9 protein-coding genes and 1 pseudogene are annotated in these 21449 nt (G+C 66.8%); 6 read left to right on the forward strand and 4 right to left on the reverse strand.

What is annotated here, in order from left to right:
- Entirely contained in the window at window positions 1-1221 is a 1221-nt protein-coding gene (locus ACLMAL_RS00925) for a TetR/AcrR family transcriptional regulator (RefSeq protein ID WP_411997341.1), read from the reverse strand.
- A gap of 165 nt (window positions 1222-1386) precedes the next feature.
- Between ACLMAL_RS00925 and ACLMAL_RS00930 the strand changes: the two genes are divergently transcribed.
- Together ACLMAL_RS00930 and ACLMAL_RS00935 are read left to right on the forward strand one after the other, a co-directional pair.
- Window positions 1387-2193 carry an enoyl-CoA hydratase-related protein gene (locus ACLMAL_RS00930; RefSeq protein ID WP_411997342.1) on the forward strand — a complete coding sequence of 269 codons (807 nt, stop codon included), beginning with the start codon at window positions 1387-1389 and terminating at the stop codon, window positions 2191-2193.
- Between the two features lie 998 nt (window positions 2194-3191).
- On the forward strand, window positions 3192-4217 hold the full coding sequence (locus ACLMAL_RS00935) for an SDR family oxidoreductase (protein WP_406236202.1): 1026 nt from the start codon (window positions 3192-3194) through the stop codon (window positions 4215-4217).
- A 5-nt stretch (window positions 4218-4222) separates the two neighbouring features.
- Here the strand turns inward: ACLMAL_RS00935 and ACLMAL_RS00940 are convergent, their stop codons facing one another.
- Complete coding sequence (locus ACLMAL_RS00940; protein ID WP_411997524.1) at window positions 4223-5461, reverse strand: Nramp family divalent metal transporter; 1239 nt, start codon at window positions 5459-5461, stop codon at window positions 4223-4225.
- A 589-nt stretch (window positions 5462-6050) separates the two neighbouring features.
- Between ACLMAL_RS00940 and ACLMAL_RS00945 the strand changes: the two genes are divergently transcribed.
- From ACLMAL_RS00945 to ACLMAL_RS00960, 4 genes are read left to right on the forward strand one after another with little or no spacing between them, the layout of a single operon-like run.
- Window positions 6051-6443 (forward strand): hypothetical protein, encoded by a 393-nt coding sequence (locus tag ACLMAL_RS00945; protein WP_328409129.1) that lies wholly within the window; start codon window positions 6051-6053, stop codon window positions 6441-6443.
- On the forward strand, window positions 6433-7233 hold the full coding sequence (locus tag ACLMAL_RS00950) for a hypothetical protein (RefSeq protein ID WP_411997343.1): 801 nt from the start codon (window positions 6433-6435) through the stop codon (window positions 7231-7233). Before ACLMAL_RS00945 ends, ACLMAL_RS00950 begins: the two co-directional genes overlap by 11 nt.
- On the forward strand, window positions 7230-7679 hold the full coding sequence (locus ACLMAL_RS00955) for a roadblock/LC7 domain-containing protein (RefSeq protein ID WP_411997344.1): 450 nt from the start codon (window positions 7230-7232) through the stop codon (window positions 7677-7679). The genes ACLMAL_RS00950 and ACLMAL_RS00955 overlap by 4 nt, the downstream gene beginning before the upstream one ends.
- A gap of 29 nt (window positions 7680-7708) precedes the next feature.
- Window positions 7709-8080 (forward strand): hypothetical protein, encoded by a 372-nt coding sequence (locus tag ACLMAL_RS00960; protein WP_406234782.1) that lies wholly within the window; start codon window positions 7709-7711, stop codon window positions 8078-8080.
- A gap of 1120 nt (window positions 8081-9200) precedes the next feature.
- On the opposite strand, the gene ACLMAL_RS00965 is transcribed toward ACLMAL_RS00960, so the two are convergent.
- Window positions 9201-10223, reverse strand: coding sequence for an alpha/beta hydrolase (locus tag ACLMAL_RS00965; protein WP_411997525.1), 1023 nt, complete (start codon window positions 10221-10223; stop codon window positions 9201-9203).
- Window positions 10224-10460: 237 nt separating this feature from the next.
- Window positions 10461-21188, reverse strand: a pseudogene (locus ACLMAL_RS00970) (amino acid adenylation domain-containing protein); the annotation flags it as partial.
- Window positions 21189-21449: the final 261 nt, after the last annotated feature.

A 21449-nucleotide genomic window follows, 5' to 3' on the forward strand; every position in this document is an offset into this window, starting at 1 on the left:
TCAGCTCGCGCCGAGGAGCACCGCTTCCATCAGCGCACAGACGCGGGCCAATTGTTCGGGGCGCGAGTCGAACTTGGTCAGCCTGCCGACATCGATCACTTGGCCGATCGCGGCGTGCACCCGGAAGCGCGCCTCGACGGGGTCTCCGTCCAGCAGGTTGGCCCATTCCAGGACGTTCTGACGCTGAATGGCGCGCAGTTTGTGCTGCTCGGCCTGCGGCAGATTGCTGAACTCGGCGTAGTAGACCGGCATGATCTCGGGCATCGAGAAGGTGAGCCTGGCGTAGCCGAAGGCGATGCGCCGGACCGCGTCCGGACGGCTTGTCGCCTCGGCCAGCGCCTCGGTGATCGCAATGGCGACCCGGTCTCCGGTGCGATGGAAAGCCGCGGCGAGCAGGTCGGCCTTGCTGGTGAAGTACCGGTACACACTGGAGGCGTTGATGCCGACAGCCGCGCCGATCTCCTCGATGCTGGCTTCGTGATAGCCCTGCCTGCCGAAGATCCGGATCGCCTCGGTGAGCAGCTGTTCGCGTTTCGAAGTAACTGGAAGGCCACGGGTGCCGGGGCCGGGATTGCGCTGCTGCGGTGCGGGCGGCAGTTCGGCACGCAGAATCGACCAGCACATGTCGTGCAGCAACGGCAGCAGCCGGGTGGTGGACAACGCGGTGCGGTGCGCGGAGACGCTGGCGATCGCGCTGAGCACTGCGGCAGCGAGCATCGCCACGTCCTCGGGTGGTGCGGTCGGCCGCAGTAGCGCGATCGGCGCCGCCACCGTCGCGTTGAGATCGTCGTAGATCTTCCGGATCCGAATCCGGTCGGCCTGCTCGAGGTAGCGCCGCTCCCAGCGGTACAGCCCCGCCTCGCGCCGAATGTCGATGGTGTGTTCGCTCATCGCCCTGATCAGGGCGTCCAGCCGCCGCGCAGGCTCCTGTTGCGGATCGTCCGCGGCCTCGGCGACCTTCAGCAGATGCCGGGCGCCCTCCTCCGCGGCCGCGACGAGCAGCGCGTACTTATTGCGGAAGTGTCGATACAGCGCGGGCCCGGAGATCCCGACCTCGGCCGCGATCTCGTCGACACCGACCGGGTAGTACCCGCGTTCGCTGAACGCGCGCGCGGCCGCCCTGATGATCTGCACCTTGCGATCCTTCGGACGCCGCCGCACCGACTGGCCGGCATCAGGCCGCACGGAAGCGAGATGTACCTCGCTGCGATCCGCGACCATGTACCTCTCCGTTCTCGGACGGCGCCGCTGGTTGACAGCGCCGGACAAATCAACCTAAGTTAACCACAATTCGCAAAGTTAACCATTATTCATGGCTATCCGAAGCGATTGCTTGCAGATGGCTCGCAAGAACCGGTCCACCGAATTCCAGACCAGGAGCACCACATGAGCAACGCCGATTCCGCAACTACTCCTGCAGGTTTCTCGGCCGTCCACGACGGCAAGGTGCTCCGAGTGACCATCACCAAGCCCAAGCGAAAGAACGCCATCGACTACGACACGATGGTCGCGCTCGGGGATACCTTCCTTGCCGCCGCCGAGGACGCCTCGGTCCGGGTAATCGTACTGACCGGTGCGGGCGCCGACTTCTGCACCGGCGCCGATCTGGCGGCGACCGCGTCGGAGGCGCAGCGTGGCATCACCTCCGACCAGGTGATGGATGCGGCCAACCGACTCGTGAAAGCCATTGTGGATGCACCTATTCCGGTTATCGCGCGAGTCAAGGGCGCGGCAGCGGGCGTCGGTGTCGGCATCGCACTTGCCGCCGACCTCGTCTACGCCAGCGAGGAGTCCTACCTGCTGCTCGCCTTCATCAATATCGGCCTGATGCCCGACGGCGGCGCCGCCGCGCTGGTCGCCGCGGCCGCGGGACGCCCGCTCGCGGCCGAGATGGCGCTGCTCGGCGAGCGGTTGCCCGCACCACAGGCCAAAGCGGCCGGCCTGTTCACCGCGGTGCTCGCTGCCGACGAACTGGACGCGACAGTGGAGGCTGCCGCGGCGAAGATCGCTGCGGGCCCGCGGCGCGCGCTCGAGCTCACCAAGAAGGCGCTCAACGCGGCGACCCTGACCCGACTCGACGCCGCGCTCGCGGCCGAGAAGAGCGGCCAGACCGAACTCCTGCAGTCCCCCGACTTCTTCGAAGGCGCGACCGCGATGCTCACCAAGCGCAAGCCGGTTTTTGGCGGTATTTGATTTGTAGCGCCTGCGGCGCTGCGTGTTCGCGGCTTTGGCGGGGCCGGATCGCGAGCACGCCGAGGTGTCGATGCTCGCGCCGAGGGCTACCCGATCGACCGCGAGGACCTGGCCACCATCACCCACTACATCCAGCGCACCATCCGCCGCATGGACAAATGGGCGGCCCCCTGGCGGGTGAGCACCCACCAGAGCTGCGGCCAACGACATCAGGGGCATGCCCGCGGCAAAAATGCGGGCTAGCGTGGCGGCGATCCCATCCACGACATTGGAGTTACCAGATGAACCGCGCGATGTTGAAGGTCGTTGTTGCCGTTGCGATCACCCTTGCAGCCGGTGCAGGGTCGGCGAATGCTGCCGCTACACCCGGCGGAATTCCGTTGGAGCCCACGCCGAGCGCCCAGGCGGATCCTGTTGGCACTCGAGCGGCTCCCGTAGGCGTGTCTCCCGGCTCGAGCGACGCTAAGTCTTTCGCCTGCCTCCTGCAGTCACTGTCCTTCGGCGCCCGCTACTGTCTGTAATTCGGAGGCTCCACCTTCAACGCCCGGCAGCGTGGTCGTAGAGGTCGATGGCCGTGGTGTTCCGTTGGCCGATCACCTTACGGAACACCTTGGAAAGCACCACAATCCCGCCGCTCGTTCTCCAGACCTACTTTGCGGCCCAGGCCACGGACCTCAGTTCGGGGCCGACTTCGATGCATGCGGTTCCGCCGCTCGGAATCGAGACGGGCCGCGAACTCTAGTGCTCGATCTCGCTGCGCTCGGCAGACATCATCGTGCCCAGCGGGCGCGCGTGTGGGGATTCTGCGACTTTGATGGCTGCCCCTCGGGTGCGTCCGGCACGAGACGCACCGCGCGCTCTGAGGCTGGGTCTCGCTGGGCTCGGGCGGTGTCATCGTGCCGAATTGGGCGTCGGTAGCTGAGCTTGCGATTTATTTGGATGCCGTGTGACCGTCCCGGCGGTGAACCGAACAAGCGGGGCGACTATGTTCATCGGCTATGACTTACCTGGTTACCGGAGCAACTGGGTTCATCGGTCGGTTCCTCATCCCCGCGCTGCTCGAACGCGAGGGTGATATCCATGTGCTTGTCCGGCCCGGCGCCGACTCGGCAGCGCGGTATGCCTGCTGCGCCCGCGAGTGGGACGGCGGCGACCGGGTGCGGCCGGTCCGCGGCGACCTCGGCGCCGACGGACTCGGCATCGATCCGACGTGGCTCGCCGAGCACCGCGGATCGATCGATCAGGTCTTCCATCTGGCATCCAGCTACGACCTGACCGCGCGCGGCGGCGGCACCAGGCACGTGGTCGATGTCGCAGAGGACCTGAAAGCCGGTCTGCTGCATCATGTCTCGACAGTGGAGGTGGCAGGCTCGTGCGCGGGCCTTTTCACCGAGGACATGTTCGACGAGGGGCAGGTGCTGACAACGCCGATGCAGCGGGCCAAGTTCGAGGCCGAGCGGATTGTGCGTGAGTCCGCGCTGAACTGGCGTATCTATCGGCCGCCGATCGTGGTCGGCCACTCCCGCACCGGCGAGATCGACCGGATCGACGGGCCCTACTACTTCTTCCGGCTACTGCGGATGGCGGCGCAGCTGCCGAGAATCCTGCCGGTGCTGGTGCCGAAGCTCGGCGAAACCAATATGGTGCCGGTCGACTTCGTCGCCCGCGCCCTGGATCACCTTGCCCACCAGCCGGGTTCGACGCCGATGACCTACCACCTCGTCGATCCGCGCAGGCAGAGTGCGGTCGAGGCGCTGAACCTGTTCGCCGACGAGGCCGGGGCGCCGCACCTGGTGGAGGTGATGCCCAAACGCACCCTGAACATGATGCTGCGGGTGCCGGGCACCAGTTGGCTGCTCCCCCGCGTCGGCGTCCCACTGGATGTGTTGGAGCACAGCGAATTCACCTGCTGGTTCGACTGCCGCCACACCACCGCCGCGCTCAGCGGCACCGATATCAAGGTGCCGCCGCTGGCCGCCTATGCCCCGCTGATCTGGAAATACTGGATCGAGAACTGGGCCTGAGCGGCTCAGTTACCGGTGACCGTCAGGTAGATCAGCGCCACATTGAGCAGGCTGATGACGATCGCGACCAGCCAGGCGAGTGCTGTGGTCACGCGATGGTTGACGTCGGCGCCCATCAGGACGCGGTCGCTGGTGAAGCGGACGAGCGGGATCAGCGCGAACGGAATACCGAAGGACAGCACGACCTGCGAGATGATCAGGGCGCGAGTGGGGTCGATGCCTATAGCGAGGATGGTGATCGCGGGGATCAGGGTCACCAGGCGACGCATGAGCAGTGGAATCTTGCGGCGCAATAGGCCTTCCATGATCATCGCGCCGGCATAGGCACCGACCGACGTGGAGGCCAGGCCCGAGGCCAGCAGGCCGATCGCCAGCAGCAGCGCGGCGACGGGACCGAGGACCTCGCCGACCGCGGCGTGGGCACCCTCGAGGGTGTCGACACTCTCGCGGCCGCGCAGGGTGTTCGCGGCCATCAGCAGCATCGCCAGATTGACCGTCCCCGCCAGCACCATGGCGAGTCCGACATCGTATTTGGTGACCCGCAGCAGCCGGACCCGCAGCGGGCCGGGCTCGGGGTGGCCGTGCCGGTCCCTGGCCAGTCCGGAGTGCAGGTACACCGCGTGCGGCATCACGGTCGCACCGATCATGGCCGCCGCGAGCAGCACACTCTCGGTGCCCTGGAATTGCGGCAGCAGGCCACCGATCGTGCCGGACACCGAGGGCGGCGAGATCACCACACTGGCGAGGAAGCCGATGGCGATGATGGCGAGCAAGCCGGTGATGACCCGCTCGAACGGCCGCTGTCCGCGCCGGTCCTGCACCAGCAGCAGTCCCATCGAGACCACACCGGTGATCACGCCACCGACCACGAGCGGCAGCCCGAACAGCAGCTTCAGCGCGATCGCGCCGCCGACCACTTCGGCGAGATCGGTCGCCATCGCGACGGTCTCCGCCTGACCCCAATACGCGAGCCGGACCGGGCGACTCGCCTTGTCCCGCACCGCCTCCGGCAGCGACATGCCGGTGACCAACCCCAGCTTCGCGGATAGGAACTGCACCAGCCCGGCCATCACATTGGCCATCACGATGACCCACACGAGCAGATATCCGAACTGCGCGCCCGCGCTGATATTCGACGCCACATTTCCTGGGTCGACATAGGCGATGGCAGCTACGAATGCCGGACCGAGCAAGACACTGACAGATCTCGCCCGCTGCGACGCGGTGCGCGCCGACTCGGCCAGGGTTGTACTCACAGAACAGAATTTTACGGGTTACCAAACTTTTTGGTTAGTCTGGTCCGCCCATCCGAGTCTTCAGGCCGGATTCAGGTGTCGCAATGGTGTCGTCGGCGACTACCGGTCGGGGGTTCGGTCGGGTTGGCCCGTGCCCGATGAGTTACCAGTGCGCTCTCTAAACGTATAGCCGCTGGTCGTGACGCCGACAGTACCGTGTGTTCTGTGACCAATTGCTATGCAGTCGTCAAGAATTCGGCTGACGTGTGCGTAGGGCGATGCCGAATGATGCGGTGCGTTGGTCTGGCGCGTGTGGACGAGTTGCTGGATTCGCTCGCAGGGTAACGGGGTGATCTGCGTGAAGGCGCTGCCCATGCCCGCGCCATCAGCTGCTGCATCGCATCCGGCGTCGTATCACAGGTCTCTTCCGACAACGTCCAGCAGTTCTTGTCCGGCGGCTCCGGCGCCAGTCGCCGCCTGTTCCCAGGGGAGATGCATTTTTTAGGATGGTTTTCCGGTTTTTTCTGTACATCAGTCGGCACAGTATGTAGCGTCTGGTTTGCTGAAATTTTCACAACGACAGGCAGGCTAGAGCACGGTGACCGGTATCGACGGCTGTCTGCAACGTGTCATGGACATTCCCGGTGCGCGCAGCGTGACGTTGGTGGACGGAGCGAGTGGTCTGGCGATCGCCGCGGCAGGTCGGCACGATCTGGTGGACGAGCATGAGGCCGCCGCCACCACCACCGATGTGGTCCGCGCGGTGCTCGGCTGCACAGCGTTGGCGACCGACCGCGACGGTGACGACGTCACCGAGATCATCGTCTGCGGAACCCGCGCGTATCACCTGTTGAATCTGGTGAACGGCGACTTCGACGGCCGGCTTTTCATGCACGTCGTGCTCGACGACGACACCGGGAATCTTGCGATGGCGCGGTTCCAGCTCCGGGGAATTCTGCGCGAATTGACTGAGGACGGTCATGAGCGTTGAGCTCGCGGTCGAACTGCAACGGCTCGAAAAGGAAAGGCGTACCGGCATGTTGCGCGCGGGCGACGGCGCGTTTCATCTGGCCGAGGGCGCGATCGCATCCGTCGACTGCCGCCGTACGACTGGGCTGGACCGGCTTGTCGTGGAGGCGGGTGTGGCAACCACGGAAGACTGGCGGCGGGCCGCAGACGGGGATCCCGGCCATGTGCTGGGACGGCCACGGCTGGAAACTCTGGTATTGCTGTCGGTGTTCGATGCCGCCTACTTTCTGCTGGCCTCGCCCGCCGTCCCTGAATTCCAGCCCGCGCCGCCCCACTGGCTCGCCCCGGTCTGCCAGATCACGCCGCGCGCGCTCGTTCACGAGTGCGCGCGGCGTGGCGATCCGGAGTCCGGGCCGTGGCCTGCGACGTTGGTCGACCGCGCCCCCGTCGTGCCTGTCCGCCGCGTGCGGCGACAGCGCGTGGTGCTCACCGGTGGCCAGGCTGAGGTGCTGTCCGCCGCTGACACCCGGCGCAGCGTCACCGGGATCGCACGCGACCTCGGCCGCACCACTTATGGCTGCCTGAAAGCGGTGCGGGACCTGACCGTGGCGGGGCTGATCGAGCCGGCCGTCGCGGCACCCGCTCCGGTCGAGACAGCCGAGCCGGTGGCGGCCGCTCGCGAAGTCGCCGAGTCCGAGCCGCTACCCCGACGCCGGACGCGGCGGGCCGGGCCGGCTGCCGAACCGGCATGGGAGCCAGTTGACAAGGCCCTGCTCTTCCGTCTGCGGACAGCTTTGGAGGAGCACGCGTGACCGCGCGGAGGAAACTGCTCGGTCACGCACTGATGGGAAGGTTGACCAAGGTGGCGATGTCCGGACCCGAACCGAACGCGGTGGTGCTGGCGGAGCTGAAGGCACTGCACGATCGCATCCCGCAGCTGATCGGCACGCTGGTGGCGTCCAGTGACGGGCTGCTCATCGCCCACGATTTGCCCTCGCACATCGAGCCCTCCGGGATGGCCGCGCTGGCCGCTTCGCAGCTGGCGCTGTCGCACCGGCTGGCCGCCACCGCGCACGATGGCGGGTTCTATGACGTCGTGGTGCGCGGCACCGGCGGGTACGTGGTGGTCTACGCGGCGAGCTGGGCCTCGCTGACCGTGCTCGCGGGCCCTGAGGTGAACGTCGGTCGGCTCCATCTGGAGTCGCGCCCGGTGGCACGCAGGATCGCCGACCAGCTGACGGCCCCTGGAAAAGACTAGGCAACGAACACCGATCGAAAGGTACAGATATGTCCAATATGGATCTGGCGCTGAAAGAGATGATGGTGATCGACGGCGCGATCGGAGCCGCCGTCGTCGACTACGACAGCGGCATGGCGCTCGGGATGCTCGGCAGCTCCAAGGACCTGGACCTTCAGGTCGCCGCCGCGGGCAACACCGAGGTGGTGCGCGCCAAGCTGCGCACCATGGAGCAGCTGGGGCTCAACGAGGCCATCGAGGACATCCTCATCACGTTGTCGGGCCAATACCACATCATCCGACCGATGACCGGCCGTAAGTCCCAAGGCCTGTTCCTCTACCTCGCCCTGGACCGGGGCCGGGCGAACCTCGCGCTAGCCCGGCACCGCCTCAGGGGCATCGAGGGGGACCTGGAGGTGTGATCCGCTCGCTCGCGGAGCGCTGACCGTCGGGCGACTCGCCGCCCGGCGTGTCCCGACGGTCAGCAGCCTCGCCACGGATTCCGCGCTCACGGTAGTAGCGCCGCCCACCCGGTGCAACGGCCACCATGGCTCTTGTCTTGCCCGTTGAACGCCTCCTCGAGTTGGCCGATCTCGGTGTGCATCCGCGACCGCGCCATCTGCGCCAGTACTTCCGGGTTCCGTTCACCGGCGATCAGGCATCCATCATCTCCCCGAGGCTGGGTCCGCGGAAATGGCGAAGGCCACCGACCGCGTCCGGGAACCGGGCCCCGTTGCGAGCATGGTCCGATGGCCGAAGCGGTCACCCGATGCGCCCGCAGTGAACATGACCACCACGCCGACACAGCAACGGTGCCGGAGCATCTACGCCCCGGCACCGCAGATGGCTGTCAGTCCTGCTCGACTGCCCGGTATCGGCGCGGAGCATCGCAGGTCTGCACCGCCACCCTACGCTCGGTCGACCGCACCAACGCATTCGCCACAGCACCGCTGGAACGGTTCAAACCTTTCCCAATTGCGCTGGGGTCGAACGATTCTCCGGGATGCTGGGCCAGGAAGTCCTCCACCAGTCCATGTAGTGCACCCTGCGGCAACCGGGCCGGACGAGCCTCCACCACGCACCAGAGATCAGACGATCGACGCAGTCTCGGCCGAAGGCAAGCCGCCAACAGTAAACGGGAACCGCCATCCATGGCTGGCGGTCGCATGTGTCCGATCGCTCGTGCCCGGTACGGCTGATGACCGGCCGTCGAGGTTTGTCATCAAACCCGCCATTTACTGGCCGACGTCAACCAACGACACCCGCGCACGCCAACGCCAGTAATCGATATCACAGCCAGAACTGGGCAGAATTTCGATGTATCCGCAGCTCAGAGGCTCTCTGAATCAGCAACACCCAACGCTGCCAACTCTTGACAACGACACCCATCGCACGCTGATTCGATGTGAGTACATGGAGTTACCCAGGTACCTGTGAAATCAGCCATTGCGCAACCCGTGGAATATGGAACGACCGCCTTGATTGTGTTGGTTCACACAATCAAGGCGGTCGGGTTCGATCAGGTCCGCCGGCGCGGTGGAATCAGATGCCGAGGCCCTTGGCCAGGACCGGCCAGGAGGCGTGCAGCTCGTCGTTCCAGTAGCCCCACGAGTGGGTGCCACCGTTGCGGAAGTTGAAGGTCGCCGGGATGCCCAGCTGGTTCAGCTTGCCCTGGAGGTTGTGGGTGCAGAAGTTGGTGCCCGCTTCGATCACGCCGCCGATGAGGATCTGGTTGGCCAGACCGAAGGAGCCGGGCAGCGCGTAGGGGTTGTTCAGCTGGTCGTACTGGCCGGGCAGGCCGTTGCCGGTCGAGATGTAGAGGTCGAGACCACGCAGACCCTCCGCATTCACATACGGGTCGTTGGCCTTCCAATCGGGCGAACCCTCCGGGCCCCACATGTTGTCGGTGCTGCCGCCGCCCCAGGTCTCCACGGTCAGCTTCACGAACTCCGAGCCGACCGGGTCACTGGTCTGGGCGCAGCCACTGTAGGCGGCGACGGCCTTGTACAGACCCGGCTTCGCGATCGGCAGGGCGAGCACGGTGGTGCCCGAAGTCGACAGGCCGGCGATGGCATTCACACCGTTGGTGCCCAGCGCGCCGTCGATCAGCGGCGGCAGCTCCTCGGTGAAGAAGGTCTTCCACTTGTTGCGGCCCAGCGTCGGGTCGTCCTTGATCCAGTCGGTGTAGTAGCTCCACTTGCCACCGATGGGCTGCACGACATTGACGTTCTTGTCGGCGAGGAAGTTCAGCGCGTCGGTCTTGGCCACCCACGACGCGTCGTCCTCACCGCCGCCCGCGCCATTGAGCAGGTACAGGGTCGGCCGCGGCACCGACGCATCGGCAGGGCGCTGCACGTCGATGGTGACGTTCTTGTCCATCGCCGCCGAGAACACGGTCAGGCGGATGCTGCGCGCGTCCTTGTACTCGGCCTTCGCGATCTTCGAGCCGTCGGCCGCGATCGGGTTGGCGAGCAGGGCCTTCTGATCGATGATCGGGTCAGCCGTCGCCGTGGATGTGCCGAATCCGGACATGACGCCCGCGAGAACTGCGGTGGCCGCGATCATCGCGGCGGCACGCGTGCCACGACGCCGAGTCTGTCGACGGATCAATTTCACACCTTCACTTCGTATCGAGATTATGGTTGGGCTTTCCCCTGGCCGCCGGGCATCCGCACTCGGCACCACGCCGACCATACGGCCTATGTCGTCGTGATAACAGGGGCCATCGTTACTGCGATGTTGCCCCATCATGCCTGACCTGGCCAATCACGACCACCTCTGCCTCGCCTACCGAGACGGGCGTCACCTGCCCATCAGCTGCTGGCCGTGCTCGGCCAGCCCGCCCAATGCCCGGATCCAATGCTCGGCGAAGGTCTTCACCTCGTCACCGCCGAACACGTCGGCGGCGTAGTCGAAGCGGATCAGCATGCCCTCGGCGGTGGCATCGGCGGTGAGGTCGAGCAACAGGTCACCGCTCGGCGCCTCGCTGTGCACCCGGGCCGGACGCAGATCACGATACCGGAGCGCGAAGCGCCCCCGCGGCAGCGCCCGCAGCCGCGCGCCGGTGTCGGAGTTGAGATAACGCAACACGCCATAACCGACGCCACGTCCCGGCGCCGACCGGCGCAGCTCCCTGACCTGGCCGATCGCGACGCCTGCCGCGGGGCCACCGATGAGCGCGTCCGCCACATCCACACCGTCCAGCCACAGCGGGAGCGGGTAGTCCGTGGTGAACCCGCCCACAATGGTGTCGGTCACAGTCACCGAGCGGGCGTCGGCGGCCAGTCGGATCACCGGGCCGATGGTGCGGGTGACTGTCTCACCGGCGGCGGTGACCAGTGCGAGGGCCACCGCGGTCAGCAGGACCTCCTCGACCTCGGCCTGATACGCCGCGGCCGCGACGGCGACGGCCGCGGTGCCCTCGGCAGTGATGGTCAGCGACACCCGGCGGCGTGATCGTGGATGTGAGTCGCCCACGGGATTGAGGGTCGCGGGTACCGCCCCCAAAGTGTCCTGCCACCAAGACATTTCATCGATGACGTCCGGGCCTTCCGACCGCCGCGACAACTCCCGCAGCAGCTCGCGCAGACCCGATTCCGGCACTGCGGGGGTGGCGTGTCTGCCACGCCACCAGGCGGTGGAGAGCTTGTCGATGATCGTGCGCCACGAGGCGTCGTCGACCACCAAACCGTTGGCCACCACCACCAGTGTCGCGTCGTGCTGCCCACGAATCAGGACGAAGCGGATATTGCGGCCGTGCGCGGGATCCAGTTCGGTGGCCACCTCGCGCACCACATCATCCAGCGGCGGCGCGGTCTCCGTGCTCGTCGCATCCAATTGCAGGAAGGCCTCGTCGAGCCGCTGGTCCGCGGCCGGGATCTCGAACACCGGTGCACCGGAGCGCTCGCCACGACGCAACCGGACCCACAGCATCGGATGCTGTTCGAGCACGGTATCGACAGCCGACTGCACAGCTTCGGCCGAACAATTCGACGGCACCTCGATCACGATCGCCCGCACCTCGACACCGGCCTCCAGCAAACGCGCAGCATTCGGCGTCAACGGCAGCGGACCCGCTGCATCGTCATAGGGTTCCCCCAGTCGTGGTGACTGCCGCACGGCTTCCGGAGCCGCACCGTGGGGCGTGGCGTCGGCGAGTGGTTCGACGTTCGGCATTGCGGTCACCCTCGGCACCACAGTGAAAGCGGAGACCCCGGCCTCGGCTGCGGCAGCCACCTCCCGCATGCCTTCAATACTCGACGCCGTCGAAGCCATCGGCCCAACCGCAACGCCCCGCATCCCGGCCTCGGGAGCGGCAGCCACCTCCTGCTTACCTTCGACACTCGTCGCTGTCGAAGCCATCGGCGCGACGACCACTCGAGGCACGTCGACCTCGGGTGTGGGAGCTACCGGTGTTTCGTCGACACCCGGCGCTGCCGCAGCTACCGGCACGAAGGCAACGTCCGGTACCTCGGCCGCCGGGGCAGCGGTGGCCTCGGCGGCCCGTTCGATGCCGGTCGCCGTCGTAAACACCGGCGCGACACCAACTTCCGGCATCGCGATGCTCGGGACAGTTTGCCGGTCGAGCAGGGCGGCGAGCTGTGGACCGATGATGTCGAGTGCCTCCGGGGAGGTCAGCTGCTCGTGGCGGGCGGGAACCGGATGCGCAACGATGGCGCCGGCGACGTAGTGCTGCCAGGCCGCGTGCTCGGTCTCGTGACCTGCGGCGGTGAAGTAGTCCATTCGGCCGTGGAAGACCCGGTGCCGGTGGTCGACGGCGAGCTCGACAGAGCGCACCGCGGCTCGGTAGATCCGGCCGAGCCGTTCTGCGGTGAGGACGGCCAGCTCGGGCGAGATGGCGGCGTGCAGGGCGGCCAGTGCGGTGTCGTCGAGCGCCTGCAGGTCATCGGTGCCGGGGAAGGCGTCGATGCCGAGTTCGGCGAAGGCGGCACGGATCTCGGCGCGGAAGTCGGCGATATTGCCGCCAGTGCGACCGTCGAGTAGTGCCAGCAGCGCCACCTGCGCGCCCTCGGCCTGTAGTTCGACCGCAACGGCGTGTGCAAGCGTGCCGCCGAGAGACCAGCCGAGCAGGTGATAGGGCCCCTCCGGTTGCACCGCGCGGATCTCCGTCACGTAGCGGCGCACCATCGAGTCCAGTGCATCCGGCAGGTAACCCGGCTCGGACAGGGCGGGCGACTGCAGCCCGAAGATCGGCCGATCCCTCCGCACGTGCGACCCGAGACCTGCATAGCACCAGGCCAATCCGGCCATCGGGTGAATGCAGAACAGTGGCGCGGCCGCGCCTGCCGCGCGAATCGGCAGCAACACTTCCAGCGCGGCGTTCACATTCGACGCGGCATCGTCCTCGGCGGAGGTGTCCGAGACTCCGATCCGGCGAGCCAGCGCCGCGACGGTGGCGTCGGTGAAGAACCACTGCACCCGCACCTCGGCACCGGTCTCGACGCGCAGTCGGCTCGCCGCACGCGTCGCCACCAGCGAACTGCCGCCCAGTGCGAAGAAGTCGTCGTCCGCACCGATGCGCTCGACGCCGAGCACCTCGGCGAACACCTCCGCAACGACCTGCTCCAGCGGGGTCGACGGCGCCAGGTATTGTCGCGGCGCGCGGTCGGGCTCGGGCAGCGCAGCGCGGTCGAGTTTGCCGACCGGGGTCAGCGGAAGCTCCTCGAGCACAACGATCGCCGCGGGCACCATGTGCGCGGGCAGAATACTCGCGGCATACTCGGCGAGCTCGGCCGTATCGATGGTCCGGCCCGGCGCGGCAAGCGTATAGGCGACGAGCATCTTCTCACCGCTGCGGGTATCACGACCGAGGGTGACCGCGAATTCCACATCGTCGTGACTCGCCAACACCACGTCGATCTCGCCGAGCTCGATGCGGAAACCACGAATCTTCACCTGGAAGTCCGCGCGTCCGACCCAGTCGAGCTCCCAATCCACCGAGGGCACAGCGGCATTGCCCGCCCGCTCCCCCGGTTCGGCGTACCAACGCACCACATCCCCGGTGCGATACATCCGCGCACCGGGACCGCCCCACGGATCGGCGACGAAGCGTTGCGCCGTCAGTCCGGCACGGTTGTGATAGCCGCGGGCCAGCGCCGCACCCGCCAGATAGAGCTCACCGGCAACTCCGGGTGGCACCGGACGCAACCGCGAATCCAGCACCAGCAACGACATTCCGCGCACGGGCTTGCCGATCGTGACGCGCCGCCCCGGGTGCAGGTCACCGAAGGAGGCCGCGACAGTCGCCTCGGTCGGCCCATATCCGTTGACATACCGGCGACCCGGCTGCCACTTCTCCACCAGCTCCGGCGTGGTCACATCACCGCCGACACAGAGGAATTCGAGCTCCGGCAGTCCCGTCGGATCGACCGTGCCGAGCACCGCGGGCGTGCAGATCGCGTGGGTAACCCGTTCCGTCCGCAGTAATTCGGCCAGCTCCTGACCCGCGACCACGGTCGGCGGCGCGATTACCAGGGTCGCCCCGGTGTGGAAGGCGCACAGCCATTCCAGGACCGACGGGTCGAAGCTCGGCGAGCACAGGTGCAGGAACCGGTGCCGCGGCGCGACCGCGAACACTTCTGTCGCGTAGTCGATCAGGCCGTCGAGTCCGGCGTGGGTGACAGTGACGCCCTTGGGGATTCCGGTCGAACCGGAGGTATAGATGACATACGCCGGATGCTGCGGCCGCAATGGCGTCAGCCGGTGGCGATCGGTGACCGGATCGGCCGCGTATGCCGTTACCACCGCTTGGGTGCCGGGATCGTCGAGCACCAGCCACCCGCGACCAGGCAACTCCTCGGCGTACGCGGCGGCGGTGACCCCGACGATCGCACCGGAGTCGGTCACCATGTGCCGAATCAGTTCCTCGGGATAGGTCGGGTCGATCGGCAGGTATGCGCCACCGGCCTTCGCTACGGCCCACACCATGGCGACCATGTCGTAGGAACGCGGGAAGGCAAGGGCCACCAGGCCATCCGGGCCGACGCCGCGGTCGATCAGTACACGCGCCAACCGCGAGGAGTATTTGTCGAGTTCGCGATAGCTCACCGAGCGGCCCTGGTGGCGCACAGCGATGGCCTCGGGGTCGGCGTGGACGGCACGCGTCAGCAGGTCGGGCAACAGCCCGGTGGCCATCGGCCGATCCCGGTGCGGGCCGGTCAGCAGCGCGCTTTCGGCGGCGTCGAGCAGCGGCAGGTCGCCGACGGGGATCTGCGGCCCGGTGGCGATCGCCGCGAGCAGCCGGGTGAACCGATCGGCGAATACTCGGACGGTGACATCGTCGAAAAGGTCTCGCGCGTAGGTGAATTCGCCGTACAGGCCGACGCCGTCGCCGGAGTCACCTGCCGCTCGGATGGCAAGGGCCAGATCGTACGGCGCGACGGTGATGTCGAAATCGACGGTCTGAATGCTGAGCCCGGGTAGCTCGAAGCTGCTGTCGGGGAGATCGAGGAACGACAGCGCCACCTGGAACAGCGGATGCCGCGCGGTCGAGCGCGGCGGATTGAGCAGCTCGACCAGACGCTCGAACGGCAGGTCGGCGTGTGCGAAGGCCTGCAGGTCGGCGTCCTTGGTCCGGGCGAGCAGCGCACCGAAGGTGAGCTCACCCGGCACCTGCGTACGCAGCACCAGGGTGTTGACGAACATGCCGATCATGTCGTCGAGTTCGGCCTCGCCGCGCCCGGCCACCGCGGTGCCGATGGCGATGTCGTCGCTGCCGGACAACCGAGCGAGGAACACCGCGAGCGCGGCGTGCACCACCATGAACATGGTCGCGTTGTGCTCGCGAGCCAGTCGGCGCAGGCCGGCGTACACCTGCGCGTCGACCACGAAATCCGTGGTACCGCCCGCAAAAGACTGCACCGCGGGACGGGTGCGGTCGGTGGGCAGGTTCAGCTCGCCGGGCAAACCGGCCAGCGCGGTACGCCAGTAACCGGCCTGCACCGAAATCACGCTGTCCGCATCGGATTCCGTGCCGAGCAGTGCCCGCTGCCAGATGCTGTAATCCGCGTACTGCACAGGCAGCGGCGTCCATGCCGGGGCCGCACCAGCACTGCGGGCGGAGTAGGCGAGCATGACGTCGCGCACCAGCGGCCCCATCGACCAGCCGTCGGCCCCGATGTGGTGGGCAACGAAAACCAGTATGTATTCGCCGTCGTCGACCTGGAACAGGGTGGCGCGGAATGCGACCTCGACGCTGACGTCGAAGCCCGCGCCCGCGAGGTGCTGCACCTGTCGGCCGACCTCGCTTTCCGCGATGTGCACTGGCGCGAGATCGACAGGCACCTCGTGCGGTGCGAGCACCTGCTGAATCGGGCCGTCGGGGGTCTGCGGGTAGAGCGTGCGCAGCACTTCGTGTCTGGCGACCATGTCGCGCACGGCCAGGTGCAGCGCGGCGATGTCCAGCTCGCCGGACAGCCGCAGCGCCACCGGGATGTTGTAGGCCGCCGAGTCGGTGTCGAATTGGTTGAGGAACCACATTCGAAGCTGGGCGAGCGACAACGGGATTCGCTCCGGTCGCGTTCGGGCGACCAATGCGAGTCGCCCGCCCGTGCCGACGTGCTGCTCGACCTTGGCAGCCAACCCCGCAACAGTCGGCGCTTCGAACAGCTGACGCACCAGCACTCGGGTATCCAGTGCCGCGCCGACCCGGGCCACGGTCTGAGTGGCAAGCAGTGAGTTGCCGCCCAGCGCGAAGAAGTCGTCGTCGGCGCCGACTCGCTCGACGCCGAGTACCTCGGCGAACACGCCCGCCACGATCTCCTCGATCGGAGTCGAGGCGGCACGCAAGACCCGCGTCTCGAATTCCGGTTCTGGCAATGCCGTGCGGTCGAGCTTGCCGTTGGCGGTCAGCGGTAGCGCGTCGAGTGTCACATAGGCACTCGGCATCAGGTACGACGGCAAGACCGCCGACAACGCCGCCTGCACCGCAACAACATCCGCACCCGAGCCGGGACCCGCCGCGACCAGGTACGCGACCAATCGGTCACCGATTCTCGGATCGGATAGCGCGATGACGGCGGCCTGCGCGATCTGCGGCAAGGCCAGCAGCGCTGCCTCGATCTCTCCCGGCTCGATGCGGAAGCCACGGATCTTCACCTGGAAATCGGTACGACCCCGATACTCCAACTCACCAGCAGCATTCCACGCCACCAGATCACCGGTCCGGTACATACGCTCCGAGGACCCGAACGGATTCGCCACGAACCGCTCCGCAGTCAAATCCGCGCGCCCGAAGTAGCCGCGTGCCAACTGTGCACCGGCAAGATACAACTCACCGGACACACCCACCGGAACCGGACGCAACCGCGCGTCCAGCACAAAGACCCGACTGTTCCACTCCGGCGCACCGATCGACACCGACACCGAATCGGCATCCGTGACACGGTGATTGGTGATCGACACCGCGGCCTCGGTCGGACCATACAAGTTGAACAACTCAGCAGAACTACGACGCCGGAACCGCTGCGCGGTCGCCGCGGGCAACGCCTCACCGATCGCCAGCACCCGACGCAACGACCCCGGCAGCCGCCCGACCAGCAACACATCCAGCATCGACGGCACCACATGCAGCGTTGTCACCGACTCGTGCGTCATCAACTCGTTCAGGTATGCCGGGTCGTGGTGGCCATCGGGCGCGGCGATCACCACCCGTCCACCGCACACCGCCGCCGACCAGAATTCCCATACCGACAAGTCGAACGTCGCCGCCGTCTTCAACAGCACAGTGTCCTCGGCACCGAGGCCGAATTCGTCCGCCTTCCACAGCAGCTGGTTAACGATCGCACCGTGCGAGACAGCGACACCCTTGGGCCGACCAGTCGAACCCGAGGTAAAGATGACATACGCCGTGTTCGCGGCCGTCAGGACACTACGACGCTCATCCGCCGAGACGGGCGCATCGGCATACGCCGACAGATCGACCTCGTCGATCGCCACGGAATCCACCGCCGCAGCGACGAACCCATCGTTCGCCGTCGTCAGCACACATACCGGCCCAGCCGTATCCAGGATGTCATCGACGCGGTCAGCAGGCTGATCCGGATCCACCGGCACATACACCGCACCCGACTTCGCCACCGCATACATCGCGACCACGAGATCCGCCGACCGGTGAATCGCCAACGCCACCCGATCCTCCGGACCAACACCACGCCCGATCAGATATCGCGCCAATCGATTCACCCGAGCATCGAGCTCGGCATAAGTCAGCTCACGCCGGCCATCCGGCTCATCGGCAACCAACGCCACCGCACCCGGCGACGTCGCCACCGTCGCATCCAACAACGACACCAACGTCGCGGCCGGATCGACCGCACGCGCGGTGTCGTTCCAGCCCGCGAGAATCCGCGTCGACTCCTCCGGCGCCAGCAGATCGATCGCACCGACGACGACCTCGGGGTCGGCGATCACGGCATCGAGGACCAGGAGAAACCGATCCGCGAACCCACGCACCGTCGACTCATCGAAAAGGTCTGTGGCGTAACCGAATTCGGCAACGATCTCAGCGGGCGTACCGTCCGCGGCATACCGGTCGCGCAAGGAGATATGCAGGTCGGTCTTGGCGAGCTGCAGGTCGAATTCCACACCGCCGACCGACAGCCCTGGCAGTTCCAAGGCGGTCTCGGCCAGGTTCTGGAACGACAGACCCACCTGGAACAGCGGATTGCGCGCCGTCGAACGCGCCGGGTTCAGCGCTTCGACAATGCGCTCGAACGGCACGTCCGCGTTTGCGAACGCCTCCAGATCCCGCTCTCGCACATCGACGAGAAGGTCCGAGAACCGTTCGTCTGCACCCACACTCACACGGAAAATCAGCGTATTGACGAACATTCCGATCAGATCATCGAGTTCGCGTTCGCCGCGACCCGCGATCGGCGTGCCGACCGCGACGTCAGCGCTGCCCGACAGCCGCGCGAGCAGCACCGCCAACGCAGCATGCGCCACCATGAACAGCGAAGCATGGTGTGCCCGGGCCAGCTCATGCAGCCGAGCGTGCCGGTCCGGCGAGATCTCGAAGCGAACCGACTTGCCGCGGAACGATTGCGCGGGCGGACGCGGGCGATCGGTGGGCAACTCGAGTTGGTCCGCCAGTCCGGCCAACGCCGTCTGCCAGTACATGATCTGTTGTGCGGCAAGTGATTCCGGGTCATCCTCGGAGCCGAGCACCGCTCGCTCCCACAGCGCATAGTCGGCATACTGCACCGACAGCGGAAGCCATTGCGGCGCATTCCCGGCCACGCGCGCCGCGTATGCCAGCATCAGATCACGCGCGAGCGGCCCCATCGACGCACCGTCTGCCGCCACATGGTGCACCACGAACGCCACCACGTGTTCGTCCGGGGACAACCGGAACAGCGCCATCGCCAGCGGTACCTCGACCGTGACATCGAAGGTGGTCAACGCGAATTCGATGAGCGCGGGCACCAGATCGGCTTCGTCGGTGTCGAAAGGAACCAACGCGAACGGCGTCGCGGGCACCGGGTGGATCACCTGATGCGGATGGTCGCCAGAACTCGGATAGGTGGTCCGCAGCACTTCGTGGCGGATCAGCACATCGCCGATCGCCGCGCCGAGCGCAACCACGTCCAGCGCGCCGGACAGCCGCACCGCGAGCGGAATATTGTCCACCGCGGAGGTGGCCGTGTCGAACTGGTTGAGGAACCAATACCGCTGCTGCGCCAGCGACAGCGGAATCCGCTCCGGACGCTCACCAGCGACCAGCCGTGGCCTACTCCGCCCCGAGCCTGCGTTGCGTTCGACGAGCACCGCCAGTGCATCGACCGTCGACGCGTCGAACAGGTCGCGCACCGCGAGCCGGGTGTTCAGCGCGGCATCCAGGCGCGCGGTCACCTGGGTGGCCAGCAGGGAATTACCGCCGAGATCGAAGAAGTTGTCGTCCAGACCGACCCGCGCGACCCCGAGCACGTCACCGACTGTGCCCGCGACGATCTCCTCGATCGGTGTCGACGGTGCGCGCAACGCCTTCACTTCGAACACCGGCGCGGGCAACGCCGTCCGATCCAGCTTGCCATTCGACGTCAGCGGAACCGCGTCGAGGACCGTGATCGCGGCGGGCACCATGTGGGCGGGCAGGGCCTGCTCGGCCAGTGCCGCCAAAACCCCGGTATCGATCGGCATCCCGTGCACGGCGTGCACATACGACGCGAGAACCGTGGCCCCGCTGTCGAGCCGGTGACCGACCGTGACGGCGAAGTCGACGTGCGGATGCGATGCCAGCACGGCATCGATCTCACCGAGCTCGATGCGGAACCCACGGATCTTCACCTGCGAGTCGTTGCGACCCAGGTATTCCAGCTCACCGCTGGGAGTACGGCGCACCAGATCGCCGGTGCGGTAGAGCCTACCGCCGGCCGGATCGAATGGATCGGCCACAAAGCGGGCGGCAGTGAGCGCGGGCCGGCCGTGGTAGCCGCGAGCCAGTGGTGCTCCTGCGAGATATAGCTCGCCGATCACCCGATCGGGCACCGGGCGCAGCCGATCGTTGAGCACATGGGCGGTGACGCCACGGATCTCCGCACCAATGGTCACCGGCGCACCAGGAACCAGCGGCGCGCTGATATTGGTCATGATGGTGGTCTCGGTCGGCCCGTAACCATTGCAGAACTCGCGGGTGCGCGCCGACCCGATCGGCAACGCCCAGCGCCGCACCAACTCCGGCGGGCAGACGTCGCCGCCGACGATCACCACAGCCAGCTCGTCGAGACCGGCCGGATCCACCGAGGCCAATACCGCCGGCGTGACGAACGCATGGGTCACCGCTTCCCTGCGCAGGACGGTGGCGAGTTCCGCACCGCCGTACACCGTCGGCGCGACCACCACCATGGTTGCGGCGCCGCCGAGTGCGAGCAGCAGCTCGAGCACCGAGGCATCGAAGGACGGGGACGCGAAATGCATGGTGCGCGCGGTGCGCGTGACCCGATAGCCGGCCCGCTGCTCATCGCAGAAGCGGGCCAGCCCGGCGTGCGTGACGACCACGCCTTTCGGCTTGCCGGTGGAACCCGACGTGTAGATGACGTACGCGGGATGTTCGACATACAGCGGCCGCACCCGATCCAGATAGGTGATCAGATCCGCCGGATACTCCTCCAGCAGCTGTGCCGCATCCGGAGTATCGATGACAAGCCATTCGGCCAGGTCGGGCAGATCGTCACGGACTGCGGCGACAGTCAGCCCGAAGCGCACCCCGGAATCGCCGACCATGTGCGCGACCCGTTCGGCCGGATAGTTCGGGTCAACGGGAACAAACCCGGCGCCGGTCTTGGCGACCGCCCACACGGCGAGCACCGAATGCAGTGATCGCGGCATGGCCACCGCGACCAGGTCTTCGGGGCCGATGCCCCGCTCGATGAGCAACCGCGCAAGCCGGGTCGAGCGCTCGTCCAGCTCGGCGTAGCTCAGCGCGACGGATCTGCTGGTCGCATCGGCGCAGACGATGGCGGTGCCTGCCGGATTCGCCTCCACGGCGGCCGCGATCAACTGCGGCAAGGTGGCGGTGCGCGCTCTACTGGTCCGGGTAGGCCGGACCCGGGCCGTGCGCGTCATGCGTGCACCGCTTTCCATGTCTCGTGCCGATATTGTCCGACCACGCGAAACATGAAGCAGCTCACCTTACCTATTCACACGAACACGCTCCCCTCCACAGCGCTACCGAAAGCATCGCCGAGGTCAACGGCAATCGTTATCGGAAGTACCGTGCCTGAGCTCGCGACGGACACGGTAACCGCTGTCGTAGGGGACCGCTACATTATG

The sequence above is a fragment of the Nocardia sp. CWNU-33 genome (genome assembly GCF_046764895.1).
Taxonomy (GTDB): Bacteria; Actinomycetota; Actinomycetes; order Mycobacteriales; family Mycobacteriaceae; genus Nocardia.

Excerpts from the sequence above, each read along its gene's own strand:
- ACLMAL_RS00950 (WP_411997343.1), top strand. The coding sequence starts at position 6,433 with ATGAGCGTTGAGCTCGCGGTCGAACTGCAACGGCTCGAAAAGGAAAGG.
- ACLMAL_RS00960 (WP_406234782.1), top strand. The coding sequence starts at position 7,709 with ATGTCCAATATGGATCTGGCGCTGAAAGAGATGATGGTGATCGACGGC.
- ACLMAL_RS00935 (WP_406236202.1), top strand. The coding sequence starts at position 3,192 with ATGACTTACCTGGTTACCGGAGCAACTGGGTTCATCGGTCGGTTCCTC.
- ACLMAL_RS00965 (WP_411997525.1), bottom strand. The coding sequence starts at position 10,223 with ATGATCGCGGCCACCGCAGTTCTCGCGGGCGTCATGTCCGGATTCGGC.
- ACLMAL_RS00930 (WP_411997342.1), top strand. The coding sequence starts at position 1,387 with ATGAGCAACGCCGATTCCGCAACTACTCCTGCAGGTTTCTCGGCCGTC.
- ACLMAL_RS00925 (WP_411997341.1), bottom strand. The coding sequence starts at position 1,221 with ATGGTCGCGGATCGCAGCGAGGTACATCTCGCTTCCGTGCGGCCTGAT.